This is a genomic window from Hamadaea sp. NPDC050747, assembly GCF_040654195.1.
Lineage (GTDB): Bacteria > Actinomycetota > Actinomycetes > Mycobacteriales > Micromonosporaceae > Hamadaea.
Genome location: NZ_JBFAHM010000015.1, coordinates 47,210 through 61,727 on the forward strand (window position 1 = coordinate 47,210; position 14,518 = coordinate 61,727).

Annotated in this window: 12 protein-coding genes; 3 read left to right on the forward strand and 9 right to left on the reverse strand. The window is 70.5% G+C overall.

Features of this window, described 5'->3' with window-relative positions:
• Window positions 1-78 precede the first annotated feature (78 nt).
• The 3 genes from AB0H43_RS31795 to AB0H43_RS31805 are packed head-to-tail and all read right to left on the reverse strand — an operon-like array spanning window position 79 to window position 3,167.
• Complete coding sequence (locus AB0H43_RS31795) at window positions 79-1,218, reverse strand: glycosyltransferase (protein WP_360005419.1); 1,140 nt, start codon at window positions 1,216-1,218, stop codon at window positions 79-81.
• Window positions 1,215-2,135, reverse strand: coding sequence for a UbiA prenyltransferase family protein (locus tag AB0H43_RS31800; protein ID WP_360005421.1), 921 nt, complete (start codon window positions 2,133-2,135; stop codon window positions 1,215-1,217). The genes AB0H43_RS31795 and AB0H43_RS31800 overlap by 4 nt, the downstream gene beginning before the upstream one ends.
• A gap of 12 nt (window positions 2,136-2,147) precedes the next feature.
• Window positions 2,148-3,167: an NAD-dependent epimerase/dehydratase family protein gene (locus tag AB0H43_RS31805; protein WP_360005423.1), complete on the reverse strand. Its 1,020-nt coding sequence runs from the start codon at window positions 3,165-3,167 to the stop codon at window positions 2,148-2,150.
• Between the two features lie 85 nt (window positions 3,168-3,252).
• On the opposite strand from AB0H43_RS31805, the gene AB0H43_RS31810 reads away from it, so the two are divergent.
• The 3 genes from AB0H43_RS31810 (at window position 3,253) to AB0H43_RS31820 (ending at window position 6,765) form a co-directional block, all read left to right on the forward strand.
• Window positions 3,253-4,416, forward strand: coding sequence for an endonuclease/exonuclease/phosphatase family protein (locus tag AB0H43_RS31810; RefSeq protein ID WP_360005425.1), 1,164 nt, complete (start codon window positions 3,253-3,255; stop codon window positions 4,414-4,416).
• A gap of 5 nt (window positions 4,417-4,421) precedes the next feature.
• Entirely contained in the window at window positions 4,422-5,426 is a 1,005-nt protein-coding gene (locus tag AB0H43_RS31815; RefSeq protein ID WP_360005426.1) for a glycosyltransferase, read from the forward strand.
• A gap of 106 nt (window positions 5,427-5,532) precedes the next feature.
• Window positions 5,533-6,765, forward strand: coding sequence for a BTAD domain-containing putative transcriptional regulator (locus AB0H43_RS31820; protein WP_360005428.1), 1,233 nt, complete (start codon window positions 5,533-5,535; stop codon window positions 6,763-6,765).
• A gap of 37 nt (window positions 6,766-6,802) precedes the next feature.
• On the opposite strand, the gene AB0H43_RS31825 is transcribed toward AB0H43_RS31820, so the two are convergent.
• The 6 genes from AB0H43_RS31825 to AB0H43_RS31850 form a co-directional block, all read right to left on the reverse strand.
• Window positions 6,803-7,708, reverse strand: coding sequence for an SDR family NAD(P)-dependent oxidoreductase (locus AB0H43_RS31825; protein WP_360005430.1), 906 nt, complete (start codon window positions 7,706-7,708; stop codon window positions 6,803-6,805).
• Between the two features lie 15 nt (window positions 7,709-7,723).
• Window positions 7,724-8,734, reverse strand: a complete 1,011-nt coding sequence (locus tag AB0H43_RS31830) for a glycosyltransferase family A protein (protein WP_360005432.1) — start codon at window positions 8,732-8,734, stop codon at window positions 7,724-7,726.
• A 2-nt stretch (window positions 8,735-8,736) separates the two neighbouring features.
• Window positions 8,737-9,675 (reverse strand): lysylphosphatidylglycerol synthase domain-containing protein, encoded by a 939-nt coding sequence (locus AB0H43_RS31835; RefSeq protein ID WP_360005434.1) that lies wholly within the window; start codon window positions 9,673-9,675, stop codon window positions 8,737-8,739.
• Between the two features lie 149 nt (window positions 9,676-9,824).
• Window positions 9,825-10,673 (reverse strand): peptidoglycan-binding domain-containing protein, encoded by an 849-nt coding sequence (locus tag AB0H43_RS31840; RefSeq protein ID WP_360005436.1) that lies wholly within the window; start codon window positions 10,671-10,673, stop codon window positions 9,825-9,827.
• 81 nt (window positions 10,674-10,754) lie between these two features.
• On the reverse strand, window positions 10,755-13,229 hold the full coding sequence (locus AB0H43_RS31845; RefSeq protein ID WP_360005438.1) for a polysaccharide lyase family 8 super-sandwich domain-containing protein: 2,475 nt from the start codon (window positions 13,227-13,229) through the stop codon (window positions 10,755-10,757).
• Window positions 13,230-13,348: 119 nt separating this feature from the next.
• Window positions 13,349-14,512 (reverse strand): threonine synthase, encoded by a 1,164-nt coding sequence (locus AB0H43_RS31850; protein ID WP_360005440.1) that lies wholly within the window; start codon window positions 14,510-14,512, stop codon window positions 13,349-13,351.
• Window positions 14,513-14,518: the final 6 nt, after the last annotated feature.

Genomic DNA, 14,518 nt, shown 5'->3' on the forward strand with positions numbered 1-14,518 from the left:
TGCTGTATCAACGGACATTTCGCAGAGCGAAACAGCATGGCTGGCGCAATGATCACGGCGCGGGCGCCGGCGGAGTGATCACGGCGCGGGAGCGGGCGCGGGAGCAGCCGCGACCGAGTCGAACAGGGCCGCGTACCGGTCGAGGCAGCCCGCCAGCCCGAACAGGTCCCGCGCCCGCGAAGCGCCCTCAGCGCGCCGCGACGAAGGCCAGGTCAGCACATCGAGCAGTGCGGTCAGCAGATGCGAGGGCGACCGTGGTGGCACCACGAGCCCCATCCCGGTGGCGACGACGGGATACCGGCCGCCGGGCAGGTCGGTGGTGACCGATGGTACGCCGCACATCATCGCCTCGGCTTGTGCGATTCCGAAGGACTCCGCGACCGAGGGCAGGGCGAAGGCGTCGATCGAGGCGTAGAAGTCGGCGATCTGCTGCCCTCGGAGCAGGCCGAGGATGCGGATGCGGGGATCGCGGTCGGCAGCCGCCCGGATGCGGTCGATCACCGAGGTCCCGGCGACGGTCAGGTAGTCGCCGCCGATGAGCAAGCGGGCCTCCGGATCGCCGATCTGATCGAACGCCGAAAGCAGGTACTCCAGGCCTTTGTCGGCGACGATCCGGCCGAGGAAGCCGATGTGCGGCCCGCCGGTCTCCCGATAGGAGGGTCGCCCGCCGGACCGGTCGAGACATGGCGCCGAGATCGCCTCCCGCCGGGCCGTCTCCAGCACCGGCCACAGCTGCGAATGGGCCGCCTGGTCGTCACTGTTGACGACGACCGCCGCCGAGCGGCGTAGGGCGTACCGGGCGGAGACGGCCACGGCGGCGGTGGCGGCCCGCGCCACGAGCCCCGGTGGCAGCCACAGATCGATGTGGTACGTCGACACGATCGGCGTCGGCAGGCGAGTGGCGATCAGTCCCGCCTCCAGCATCGGCAGGTGCAGGTGCAGCACCCGGGATCGGCGGGCGATCCGGCGTACGGTCGCCGGGAAGGACGGGCTGACCAGCCCCCGGTTGATCGTCGCGGTCACCGGAGTCCGGTACACGTCCACACCGGACAATACTTCGCGCGGCGGCGAGGACGGGTCGTGCTGCGCCGCGACGACGGCGACCCGCCGGCCCCGGGCGGCGAGCCCTTCGGCGACGACCCGAGCGACCTCGGTCAGCCCACTGACATAGGGCGTGTAGTAGTTCACGGCGACGCAGACGTCGTAGTCGAGAGTCACAGCGCGCTCGCGAGCAGGACGGCGGCCAGCGAGGCGGCCCAAAGCCCGGCGCCGGCCCGCATCGGCCCGTCCCGGACGAGGTCGACGACCGGGTCGCCGCCGGACCGGTCGACCATCACCATCTGGAGGTAGCGGTAGATCGTGAAGGTGGCGAACGGGAACGTCACGACCGTCGCGATCGCCCCGTACGGCGAGGCCAGCCCCCACAGGAAGGCGACGTAACCGGCGAGCGCCACGACGAGGTTGACCACGACCACGTGATCCAGGAACGGCACCGAGTACGCCGACAGCGCCGACCGGTGCGCGTCGCCGACCACCGCCAGCTCGTGCCGCCGCTTGCCCAGCGACAACGCCACGCAGGCGCAGTAGACGCAGATCAGCAGGAACGGGCCGACGGGCAGCCCGGCCGCGATCGTCCCGGCGAGCGCGCGCAGGACGAATCCGGCCGCCACCACGGAGACGTCGACGAGCGGCTGGTGCTTCAACGCCAGGCTGTACCAGACGTTGACCGCGACGTACGCCCCGACGACCCCCGCCACCACCAAGGGCAGCAGCGTCAGCAGAGCCGTGGTGACGACGGCGAGCACGACCAGCAGGAAGGTCGCCGCCCGGACGGTCACCCGGCCGCTGGCCAGCGCCCGCAGGCGTTTCACCGGATGCAGCCGATCGGCTTCCCGGTCCCGGAGATCGTTCAGCACGTACACGGTGGACGAGGCCGCCAGGAACGCGGCCAGCGTCAGGCCGAGCGGTGCCGCATGCGTGGCCGTGATCAGTGGCGCGGTGATCAGGGGAGCGGCCACCACGGGGGCGCCCTTGATCCAGTGCCGGGGCCGCAGCAGGGACAGCAGCGGCCGCCAGCGGAACCGAACGGGTGGTTCGAGCGCCGTGGACGCCGGGCTCTCCAGGGTCTGCACCATGAGCCGCTCCTCTTAGAACAACGCCTTCGCCAGCCGGAGGGCGCCCTGCCGCCAGGGGTCTCGATGGGTGGTCCCCGTCGCGCGGCGGCCGGCTCCGGCCGTGCCACGCCACCAGGCGTACGTCTTGAGCAGCGCCTCGGAGTTGCTCACCCGGGGCACGAAGCCGAGCTGATCGACCGCCTTGTCGATCGAGACGTACGAGTCCCGCCGAAGCTTGTGCACCAGCCGCGCGTACACCGGCGAGAGATGAAGCGCCGCGAGCGCCCGCAGGACCGCCACGGCCGGGCCGACCGGCACGGTGACCACGCGGCGACCGTGACCGGCCGCGTCCAGCACCGCCTGGAAGTCCTCGCGCAACGTGCCGAACCGTGCCGCGCCGATGTTGAACGTGTCGTCCACAACGGACTCCGGCCGCTCGCAGACCAGCCGCACGGCGACGCACAGGTCGTCCACGTCGAGCATCTGCGTGCGGACGTTCCCCCCGCCGAGCAGCGGAAAGTGACGGCCCTCGTCGGCCCACTCGAACAGCATCGAGAACAGGCCAAGCCGTTCCGGGCCGAGGAAGGTCTTGGGGCGCAGGATCGGCGTGCACAGCCCTTCGGCTCGCGCGCGCAGCACGATCAGTTCGGCTTCGAGCTTGGCCGCCGAGTAGGCGTCCACCGGCCGGCACGGATAGTCCTCCGGCGTCGGGCAGAGCTGGGGCAGACCGTAGACGGCGGTCGAGGAGATGTGCACCAGCCGCCCGACCCCGGCCCGCTGCGCCGCCGCGACGACGGACGCCGTACCGTCCACGTCGACCGAGCGGATCTCGGCCGAACGGTTGCTCGGCAACGCGGCCGCCGAATGGATCACGATGTCGGCCTGCCGGAACGCCCGCTCCATCGCCTCGGTGTCGCGAACATCGGCGTGGACGAAGTCGGCGCCCACGGTCAACGGCCGGATGTCCACACCGGTCCAGCTGACCCCGGGCCACGGCCGCGACAGCAAGGCCGTGCCCAGCATCCCGGCCGCGCCGGTGACAACGATCCGCACCCGTCCGACGGTAATGATCGATCTTTGCCGCGTTCTTGTCCGCGAGGGCAAGCTTCCGGCAAGGTGCGCCCGCGAAACTGGGCTCGTGCCTAGCTTTGTGGTCGCTCCCGTCGAGAAACCGGCGGCGTCCGCGCTTCCGCCGCGTCCGCGACGTTCTTGGCGGGTACGCCTGACGGGGCTGGTCTGCGTCGGCTGGCTGGTGTTCGTGGTGGCCCACCGCGTGCTGAGCGGCCGGGCGTACTGGTGGGGGCCGGCGGATCTCGCGCCCCCGTTCGTCTTCGCGGCCGTCCCGATCCTGCTGATCCTGCTCGCGGCGGTCACTCGGCGACGGCTGCTCATCGCCGTGGCACTGTGCGGCCTGATCCTCGGCTACGACTACGCGGGGATCAACGCGGCGACCCTGTGGCATTCGCGTCCCGCCGCCGGGCCGGGCGCGATCACCCTGGTCACCTGGAACACGGAGTACTGGGATCAGGACCTCGAACCCGGCGGCCCGCACCCGACCGGAGCCTTCTACAAGTTCCTGCGGTCCCTCGACGCCGACGTCTACCTCCTGCAGGAGTACGCCCACGTCGACCTCACCCGCGCCGACACGTTCTCGCAGGCGCTGGCGATCGACCAGACCGACCTGCTCCGGCAATGGTTCCCCGGCTACGAGATCGTCCTCGCCGGACGGGATCTGACGCTGAGCCGGCTGCCCGTCGTCGGCCATCACTGGCTCGACTCGATACCTTGGATGCCGGAGGATTTGCGTCCCGTACCGCCGGGGCTGGCCGACCGCCCGCTGTTCTACCAGTCCCAGACGCTGCGTACGGACATCGTGGTGGGCGGGCACGTCGTCTCGTTCTACAACTCGCACATCTACCAGCCGCCGCAGCGCATTTTCCGGCTGCGCTCCGATCCCGACAAGAGCATGTTCGCGATCGACCGGTTCAACTTCGAGATCCGCCGGGCGAGCTACCGGGCGCTCGCCGAGGACATCACCGCGAATCCGAACCGTGTCGTGCTCGGTGGTGACTTCAACACCTCGCCCGCGATGAATCTGCTGCAGACGCTGCCGGACCGGCTCGTCGACCAGTCCCCGGCGCTGGGCTCGCTCTACCCGGCGACCTGGCCGGTCGGCTCGGCGAAGTGGCGGCTGGACTGGCTGTTCACCACGGCCGACGTCGACGTGTCCGCGTACGACCTGCTCGACCCGAAGGGCTTCTCGGACCACAAGGCCCAGCGCGTCGTGCTGTCGGCCGGGTGAACCCGATGCCGCCGCTGGTCTCTGTCATCGTGCCCTGCCACAACAGCCGCAAGACCCTCGCGTTGTGCGTCGAGGCCGCGCTGACCCAGACGTACGCCGAGATCGAGGTGATCGTCGTGGACGACGCGAGCACCGACGACTCGGCCGCGATCGCCGAAGGACTCGGCGCGACCGTGGTGCGGATGCCGGTCAACGGGGGAGCCGGGCTAGCTCGCAACCGGGGCATGGCCGCCGCCCGCGGTGACATCCTGTTCTTCGCCGACTCCGACGTCGCGCTCGCCCCGGACGCCGTCGAGCAGGCCGTACGCATGTTCGCCGAGCACCCCGAGTACGCCGCGGTCTGGGGCGTCTACGGCGACCGCCCGCTCGTCGACGACGGCATCGTGGAACGCGTACAGGTGCTCACCGGACACTATCGGCAGTCCCGGCTCGACGTCGTCCACACCGGACATTTCGCGGTCGGCGCCCTGCGCCGGGAGGTCGTCGACCGCCTCGGCGGCTTCGACGAGCGCCTGGTCGGGCAGTGGACGAACGAGGACCACGAGTTCGGGCTGCGGATCGCCGAGAATTTCCCGGTCGGCCGGGCGGTCCACGTCGTCGGCTTCCACGACGACGACGATCGCGTCACCTCGGTGGTACGCAAACGGTTCGGCCGGGCGGTGTCCCTGATTCCGCTCGTCCTCAAACAACGCGGCCTCAAGCCGGAGCGGGAGGCGTTGCACCGGCCGGCCGAGCTGGCCGCCATCGGGCTGACCGGGCTCGGCGTACTGCTGGCCCTGGTCTGGCCGGTCCTCGGATTGCTGGCCACGGTGGGTCTCGTCGCGTTCCTGTGGACGATCCGCGGCATGCTCGGCTTCGTGCGTACGGCGGCGGGATTGCGCGTCGCGACGGCCGCCGCCGCGCTCACCTTCGTCTACGGATTCGCCGTCGGTCTCGGCGGTCTGACCGGCGCACTCCGGTACGCCGTCGACCCGTCTTTTCGGCGGCGATACCAGACTGTATCGATGTAGTGACAGGTCTTCCGTCCACATAAGGCGGACGGATAAAGTCGAACGGTCATGGGAACGCTCCCAACGGCGGGGGCCGCCGAGATCGACGTGTCTTCGGGGGGAGCACATGCGGATCAGACTGCTGGGTTCGATCGAGGTGGAGTCGGGCGGCCGCCCGCTGGACGCGGGCCCGCTGCAGCGCCGGGCTGTCCTCGCGGCACTCGCGATGGACGCGGGCAGCCCCGTCGGCCTCGACGCGTTGGTGGAACGCGTCTGGGGCGCCGATCCGCCGGAGGCCCCCCGCAGCGCCCTCTACGCGCACATCGCCCGGCTCCGCCGCCTGTTCGCCGACCACGGCGTACGCCTGATCAAACAGGTCGACGGCTACGTGCTCGACCTCGACCGCGACCACGTCGACGTCCACCGGATCAGCCGGCTGCTCGAGGCGTACCGGGCCGATCCAACGCGGATCGTCGTCCTGCGCGAGGCGATGGACCTGTGGCGAGGACGGCCGCTGGCCCAGCTGACCGGGTTCTGGGCGGCCAAGGTACGCCGAGGCGTCGAATCCCAGCTCGTCGGAGTCGCCAGCGCCTGGGCCGCCGAGGAACTGCGCCGAGGCAACGCCGAGACGGTCGCCGACCGGCTCGCCCCGATCGTCGAGTCCCATCCGCTGGCCGAACCCGTCGTCGCCCAGCACATGTGGGCGTTGTGCGCGCTCGGCCGCACCTCCGAGGCGCTGCAGTGCTACGCCGTCGTGCGTACGCAGATCGCCGAGCAGCTCGGCGTCGAACCGGGCGCGGAGCTACGCGACCTGCACGTGGCGGTACTGCGCGGCGAAGTCAGCGCGCCGGTTCGGCTTCCGGCGTACCGTCAGCTCTTCTATGACGACGCCGAGCTGCGCGACCTGGGGCAGCTGATGCTGCTGGCCGGGCGGCTGGAGACCATGATGGCCTGCGTCTACGCGATGATCCTGGACGACGACGGCCCGGCGCCGGCCCGCTATCTCGGCGGACCGGCGCGGCTGTCGGCGGCCGGGCGCACCGCGGCGGACCGGCTGCGCGACGAGGGTCATCACGATCTGGCCGAAGAGCTGGCCCTGTGGAGCAAGGCGTGCGACGAGGCCCGGGAGGACGGCCGCCAGGCGGTGCACGTCGTCGCCGGGGAGCCTCTTGAGCGAGCCACCAGGAGTGCAGTAGCGCACGGACCGGCCGCGCGATGGTGGCGCACCGCCGCCGAGCTGTCCGCTGTGGACGACGGAACCGTCCCCCAGCGGCACAACCGGCTCGTGGAGCGGATCGTCGAGGGCTACGCCCTCGGGGACCGGATCGCCGCCCGCTACGAGGCGACCTCGCCGGCTTGAACGCTCGAGCCGGGAGTGAGGGCGAAGAGCCGGCTCATCATTTCGCGATGTCGACGCCGGTCAGCTCGGCCGACAGCGCCCACAGACGGACGGCCTGATCCCGGTCGCCCGGAGTGTCGAAGCGCCGCACGACCTCGCACGCCTTGAGGTACGCACCCCCGTCGCCGGCCAGTTCCGGTGAGGTCGCCGCCCACACCGGGGTCGCCGCGCCCTGCTCGGTCGAGCGGAATTCGGGTAGCAGCGCGTTGCCCTCGGCGTCGATCCAGCCGGCGTCCACCATCTCCTGCGTGGTCAGATGCCGCTGCAACGGCGTCAGGATGTAGCCGGGGTTGACCGAGAAGGCGCGTACGCCGGACGCCTGGCCCAGCACGTCGAGTTGCGCGGCGAACAACGCGTTGGCGAACTTCGACTGCGCGTACGCCGCCCACCGGTCGTAGCCGTTCTCGAACTGGACGTCGTCCCAGTTGAGCGTGGCGTCCGGGCTGACGCCGGAGGAGGTGACCACAACGCGCGCACCGCCGTCGGCGGACAGCGCCGGGAAGAGCCGGTTCACCAGGGCGTAGTGACCGAGGTGGTTGATCGCGAAGTGACCCTCCCACCCGGGTCCGACCCGGGTCTCCGCCAGCGCCATCACCCCGGCGTTGGCGAGCAGCAGATCGATGCCGCGACCGGACTTGGCGAACCGTTCGGCGAACGCCTCCACGCTGCCCAGGTCGGCCAGGTCCAGCTCGTCGACCTCGACCCCCGGTACGCCCGCCAGCGCCTCGGCCGCCGACGCCGGGCGCTTCGCGGGCACCACGACGGTCGCTCCGGCCGCCGCGAGCGCCTTGGTCGTGGCGAGCCCGAGCCCGGAGTAGCCGCCGGTGACGACTGCGAGCTTGCCGGTCAGGTCGACACCGGCCAGGACGTCGCTCGCGGTGCTGTCGATGGTGAAGGTGGTCATGGCGAACCTTTCGGGTCAGGCGGGGGTTCCGACGCGGTAGAGCCGCCGCGTCATGCGCGGGAAGAGCAGGCCCTGCAGGATTCCGACTCCGGCGGCGACGGCGGAGGTCAGCGTCACCAGCATATGCAGGACGGTGAACTGGAGTCCGAAAAGGACGCCATGATTCCGGAACGCGTACGCGTAAGTGCGGCCGTCGAGCGCGATCGAGATTCCGGCGAGCACCGGGCACGCGAGCAGGGCGACCGGCCCGAACACGATCGGCAGGAGCACCGCGGCGATCGCGGCCAGGAGGAACGCGCTGCCCAGCGCCCGGTTGCCCGAACCGGCTCCGCCCGGCAGCGCCCGCAACCGCACCCAGTTCGGCGCGCCCAGCCGCGTACGCTGAAAGACCTTCGTGAGCATCACGCGCAACGTGCCGTCGTGGTCGTGCCGGCCCTGGACGGCCGACGTCGCCAGCACGACGTACTTGGCGTTGAGCCGGAAGCCGTAGTCCTGCTCCTCGGTCCACCGCAGCCGGTCGTTGAACGGGCCGACCTCCCGGAAGACCGCCGTCCGGATCGCGAACAGGGCCGAGTGCAGGCCCGGGATCGGCCCGTCGATCTCGGTGAACCAGACGAACTGCTGGATCGCCCGGTACCGCTTGACCAGGCTGTCCGGGAACATCGGCTCGGCCTGGTACATGCCGCAGACCGCGCCGAGCCGGTCGTCGGCCAGCAGCTGCTCGACGGCGTTCGCGACCGCGTCGGGGGCCAGGGCGACATCGGAGTCGACGAAGAACAGCACCTCACCGGCGGCCCGCTCGGCGCCGCGATTGCGGGCCGTCGAGACTCCGGCGTTCACGTCCGTCTCCAGCACGGTCACGCCGAGGCGGCTCGCGATCGCCACCGAGTCGTCCGTGCTGGCGTCGTCGGCCACGATGATCTCGATGTTCGGATAGGTCTGCCGTTGCACGGCCGCGACGCATTCGCCGAGCGTACGACCGTAGTTGTAGTTGGGAATGATCACCGAGACCAGCGGCGCCGTCATGATTAGGAACGTACCGGCACGGCCTTGCTCGAATCTTGGCTCTGCTTCTGCAGGGTCACCGCCACCCCGTAGGCGACCAGAGCGGTGAGCAGTTCGCTGAGGATGACGATCAACCGGCTCGACAGGGCCACCACGCTGGCGACCGGCAGCGGAAGACTCACGCCGAGCGCGGCCAGCAGCAGGACTTCGCGTACGCCGATCCCTTCGGGCGCGAAGACGGCGAACATCCCGGCGACGGTCGCCAGGCCGAACGCGCCAACGCACAGCAGGAGCGAGCCGACCGGGTTCGCGCCGACCGCGACGGCGATCAACCAGAGCTGGAGCCCGGCGGCGAGCCACGACAGCAGTTGCGTGACCAGCGCCGGGCGTACGCCGTCGGGGTTGACCTCCGGAGCGGGCCGCCGCAGCACCCGTGCGGCCACCGTGGCAGCCGTGCTCAGCAGGCTCGGCCGGATCAGCGCCGCCACGATCGGTAACGCCGCCAGGATCAGCCAGCCTGCCGACGCGCCCAGCAATTCCGGCCCGGCCAGCAGGCCGATGGTCGCACCGGTGAGCACCCCGATCACCAGCGTCAGCACCCAGGCCGAAGCCATCCGCGCCGCCGGTACGCCGAGCGTACGGCCCATGCGCAGGTTCACGACGAGGCTGAAGACCTTGCCGGGCAGGTACTTCGCGAACTGGCCGGCGAAGTACAGCCGAGTGGCGTCCATAGTGGTCAGCTCGTGCCCGGCCGCCCGCAGGGTCTGCCGCCACGACGTCATCGCGGCGAGCAACGCGACCGCGTTGGCCAGCAGCGCCAGAACGCCCATCGTCACGACGAAGCCGGCCGGCCGGCCGTCGAGCGTCGTCCGCAGCACCGACCAGTCCTGGCCGCGGAGCACCCAGGCGATCGCGGCGATCGTCGCCACCGCGAATGCCGCGGTCACTATCCGGCGCCTCATGCCCGCACGCTAACCGCGGCCCTCTTGGCGCCTTCTTGCCCGCCCGCTCGCCGCGCCACCCCGTTTCGCGTGATCATCGCGTCAGCCATGCTGCTTCGCGAAGCGATTTGTCCGCTCAAACAGCATGGCTGACGCAATGATCATGGTGCTCAGAGGGAGCGCTTGTACTGCTCCCACCAGGTGAACGGCATCCGGTACGCCGACGGAGTGTCGTCGGCGGCGTGGTTGGCCAGCCCGTTCTTGCCGATGTAGTAGTCGTAGATCTGGTCGCGGGCCGTCGGCGCCATGTCCGGGTCCAGCACCGCCGCCGCGTGGATGTGGTACGGCCAGTCGCCCTGGGACGGGTTGCGCAGCCAGGCCGCGAAGCCGACCGTACGCAGCGCCTTCACCGTCTGCCAGCGCTGCGTGGTCGTCAGGTTCGTCACCGAGATGTCGACCACGCCGCCGCCGTCGTGCGTACCGGCCGACGAGGGGTTCGTCGAGGTGTAGGAGCCCTGCGACAGGGTGATCGACCACGACAGCAGCGAATCCGCCTTGGCCAGCATGTTCTTCGTCCGGGTGTTCACCCGCTCGCCGCCGTAGCTGTCCGTCGTCGAACCGGTCGACACGGCCCGGCTGACGGTGAAGCGGTTGGTGCCGAGCGTCGTCAGCGACGTCGGGCCGGGAATGCCGTTCGCGTTGATCCCCGTGTAGCCGAGCGACCGCTGGTAGGCGGCGTACGCGGAGACCGTGGAGGTGCCGTAGTGGCCGTCGACCAGGCTGGAGGACAGGAAACCCTTGGCGCTCAAGGCCTTCTCGACCTCCAGCACGTGCGCGTAGGCGTTCGGGGTCAGGCCCTCGTCGGGCTTGGGCGGGTCGAGCTCGGCCGCCAGGAGCACCAGCTCCATGTCGACGGCGGGCAGGGCGGACGCCCGGTCGGCCAGGACGGCCGAGCCGGCCACCGCCGCGACGGCGGTGGCCGCGCCGCGGGAGAGGATCCAACGTCGGGTGAGGGTCATGCCTACCTCCATCAAGTGGCGGCCGTATTGAGGCCTTGATGGAGAGTGTCAGCAATCGTCTACAGATGGCCTACAGTTTCGCTACTGGTCCGCGCGCAGCCGGGCCGTGAAGCTCCGGCCGTACGCGTGCCGCGTGGCGACCTCGATCCGAGTCCCGCCGGCGACCGGACGGATCCGCATTCCCTCGGCGCTTTCGACCGCCCGCAGGGTGCGACCGTGGATCGTCACGGTGACCGTGTCCCGCTTGGTCGTCGGGTCGGCCACGGCGACGGTCACGTGTTGACGCGTGGTCTGGACGAGGACCGACGCGGGCCCGTCGACGACGAGCCGCTCGGCGTGATGGTCGCCCGGCGTGAAGCTGTTGACCGCCACCAGGCCCAGCCCCGAGTGCTTCACGGCTTGCGTCTGCGGCGTGTTCGCCAGGATCGTCAGGCGGCAGTCCTCGTACGCGGCCAGCGCCTCGGCCGACGCGTTCGGCACGATGGCGTACGCGTACGCGGCGGCCTCGGCCCCGGCGGGCTCGGTGACCCCCAGCGTGAACACCTGCTTGGTCACCTTCGTGTCCGGGTTGCCGGTACGCACCACCCGGCGGCTCGCGGTGACCGACGTGTTCGACGGCGCCGGGCGCGTACCGGCGAGGAAGCGGTAGCCGACCGCGGTGTTCTGCGTGTCGTTGGCGTACCGGAGCCAGCGGTCGCCCTCCGTCAGACTGACCACATCGGACGGAGATGCGATCCGGCTGTCGAACGTCGTCGTGACCGCCCGCCCGGAGTCGCGTACGCCCGCCGCCAGCACGACGATCTCGTCGTCGAACAGGAACCACGACTTCGTCGCCTCGGCGTTCCGGTACGCCACGAAGTCACCGGGCAGCTCACCGGCCTGCTGGGCGGCGTACGCCGCGTCGTCGCCGAGCACCAGCCCGGCCGCGCCGTAGGCGCCGAGCACCGCTCCGCCGGAGTGCTCGTTGGTGCAGACCGGGAAGTAGACGTAGGTGTTCTGCGACTCCGAGGACGAGGTGAAGCCCAGCGCCGGGTTGTCGTACCAGAGCGTCCCGTACAGCTCCGGGATGGTCCGCCGGGCCTCCTCGGGCGCGGTCACCCCGGCGAGCCGGTACGGCGACACCGTCGTGTAGTAGTCCACCCCGAACGTCTGCGTGTGATCCTGACCGGCGAGGTAGAGGTAGTGCGCCCCGGCTCCCTGGAACCAGGGCATCAGGTTCTCGCCGCTCATGTACTCGTACGCCGAGATCCGCTCCGAGCTGCGGGCCAGCGCGAAGGCGTACCCGGGACGGCGGTGCACCACCCGGTCCATCGCGTTGAACGCCACGCTCCGGCTCGCCGGGTTCAGGTCGGCCGCCGGGATCGCCGCGTCCGCCATGATGTCGGCGTACCGGCTGATGCTCACCGGCGAGACGAACGACGTGGGCGTGAGCGTCGCGCGCGAGCTTTGGCGGATGTGCTTGATGTAGCTCTTCAGGGCGACCGCGTCGGCGCTGTAGCCGCTGAGATCCACGATGGCCTCGACGATGATCGCGACGTCCGCGTAGCCGGTGGTGGTCCGCGAGACCGCCCGCCCCTTGACGATCTCCATGAGGTAGCCCTCGAAGATCAGCGGAGCGAAGCCGTCGACCACCCAGCGCTGCACGACGGGAACCACCGTGTCGGTGGACGCGTAGCTCGTGCCGTCGAGCACCTTGATCGTCTGCACCGCCCGGGTGAGCAGGCCCTTGCCATACGAGCCGGTGTACGCCACCGAGGCGTGCTGCAGGAACGACCCGTCGGCGTAGTACCCGTCGGTGACCCCGTGCTGGAGGTTGTACGGGTCGACCGTCGCGAACACCGTGAGCTGGTCGGCGACCGCCTTGGCCAGTCGCGCGTCGTCCCGCAGGAGGGCCGCCTGGAGGATGCGGTTGGCGGTGATGTCGGCGAGGTTCGCGCCGGTGTGGAAGCGCGAGTCCAGATCGACGTCGCCGTTCTTGCCGTTGCGCAGGTACGCGTCCATGCTGGCGACGTAGGCGGTCACCAGGTCGGCCGGGGCGACGTCGGCGAGCAGCGCCAGCGTACGCGTGACGTCGGTGGAGATGCCGATCTCCCAGTTGAACCAGTTTCCGTAGTAGCCCTTGCTCTGGTCGCCGTAGTAGTTCTCGTGGAGCCAGCGCAGCTTCTCCAGGACCCGGGCCTGGATCGCCGAGTCGCCGTTGAGCGCGCCGCCGGGGACCCGGGTCGCGAGGGCGATCTCATACAGGTGCTGGCTGGTGCTCTTCAGATTCGGGTCGCTCGTGCCCAGCGGCAGACCCTTGAACAACTCGCCCGAACCGGCGGTGTCCAGCGCCTGCAGCCACGTACGCGCCGTCGCCTCGATCGCCGCCAGCTTGCCGGCGACCTCCGGCCGGGCGTTGCTCTCCGGCGTACCGGCCAGCATCGCCACCGTGTTGGCGATCAGCCGGTCCTGGTCACCGGGTGCGGCCTGCGCCTTCCCCGCACGGATCTGGCCCGCCACGGTGAGCAGGGCGGCTGCGGGCACTGTGGACAGAAGGGCGCGGCGCGAGATCGACATGTGAAGACCTTACCGGCACGACACTCGGCCTGTGAAGCCTTAACCGAGAGCGCTGGATCAGGGTTCGCGGTCGAATCTTGGCCCAAGATTCGACCCGGATCCCTGATCCAGTGCCGCAGTCACAGGTCGAGGGGGTACTTGACGCCCGCACCGGTGTTGAGCAGCACCACCTCGTCGTCGGCGTCGAGCCAGCCGCGGTCGCGCAGCAGCCGCGCGGCGGTCAGACAGGCCGCGCCCTCGGGGCAGAGCATGAGCCCCTCCAGCCGCCCGAACTCCCGCAGATCCGCCAGCATGTCGGCGTCGTCGACGGCGATCGCGGTGCCGTTGCTCTCGGCGATCGCGTCGAGGATCAGCTCGTCGCCCAGCGGCTTGGGCACGTTGATCCCGAAGGCCACAGTGGACGCGTCGGGCCACGCCTCGACCTGGCGAAGTCCCGCGTCGTACGCCTTCACCACCGGCGCGCAGCCGGTCGACTGCACCGCCACCAGCCGGGGCAGCTCACCGGAGAGCCAGCCGAGCGTACGCAGTTCGAGCAGCGCCTTGTGGATGCCGATGAGCCCCACGCCGCCCCCGGTCGGATACAGGATCACGTCCGGCGTACGCCAGCCCAACTGCTCGGCGATCTCCAGCCCCATCGTCTTCTTGCCCTCGATGCGGTAGGGCTCCTTGAGCGTGGACACGTCGAAGATCGCCCCGTCCGCGTCGGCGATCAGGGACGCGACGAGTCGCCCGGCGTCGCTGATCACGCCCTCGACCAGATGCAGATCCGCCCCGGCGACCAGGCACTCCTGCCGGGTGATGACCGGAGCGCCGAAGGGCATGGCGATCGTCGTGGCGAGCCCGGCACGGGCGGCGTACGTCGCCCAGGCCGCGCCCGCGTTGCCGTTGGTCGGCATCGCCACATGCCGGATGCCCAGCTCCCGCGCCCGGGATACGCCCACCGCCGCGCCCCGCGCCTTGAACGCGCCCGTCGGCAGCAGGCCCTCGTCCTTGACCAGCAGCCGATTCAGCCCGATCTCGGCACCGTAGCGATCGGCGGACCACAGCGGCGTCCAGCCCTCGCCCAGCGTCGTGACGTGCTCGGCCGACCGCACCGGCAGCAGCTCCCGATACCGCCACAAGTCCGCACCGCGCCGCTCGACGGCGGCGGGATCCACCGCGTTCGCGATCGCGGGCAGGTCGTAGCGGGCGAGCAGGGGAGAGCCGCAGGAACACAGGTTCTGCGGCCGGTCGGCGTCGAGCTCGGCGCCGCAACGGGGACACTCCAGGTGACTCAGGAACATGCTTCT

Coding starts and splice junctions, on each gene's coding strand:
- AB0H43_RS31800 (WP_360005421.1), bottom strand. CDS start 2,135: ATGGTGCAGACCCTGGAGAGCCCGGCGTCCACGGCGCTCGAACCACCC.
- AB0H43_RS31815 (WP_360005426.1), top strand. CDS start 4,422: ATGCCGCCGCTGGTCTCTGTCATCGTGCCCTGCCACAACAGCCGCAAG.
- AB0H43_RS31820 (WP_360005428.1), top strand. CDS start 5,533: ATGCGGATCAGACTGCTGGGTTCGATCGAGGTGGAGTCGGGCGGCCGC.
- AB0H43_RS31825 (WP_360005430.1), bottom strand. CDS start 7,708: ATGACCACCTTCACCATCGACAGCACCGCGAGCGACGTCCTGGCCGGT.
- AB0H43_RS31830 (WP_360005432.1), bottom strand. CDS start 8,734: ATGACGGCGCCGCTGGTCTCGGTGATCATTCCCAACTACAACTACGGT.
- AB0H43_RS31835 (WP_360005434.1), bottom strand. CDS start 9,675: ATGAGGCGCCGGATAGTGACCGCGGCATTCGCGGTGGCGACGATCGCC.
- AB0H43_RS31840 (WP_360005436.1), bottom strand. CDS start 10,673: ATGACCCTCACCCGACGTTGGATCCTCTCCCGCGGCGCGGCCACCGCC.
- AB0H43_RS31845 (WP_360005438.1), bottom strand. CDS start 13,229: ATGTCGATCTCGCGCCGCGCCCTTCTGTCCACAGTGCCCGCAGCCGCC.
- AB0H43_RS31850 (WP_360005440.1), bottom strand. CDS start 14,512: ATGTTCCTGAGTCACCTGGAGTGTCCCCGTTGCGGCGCCGAGCTCGAC.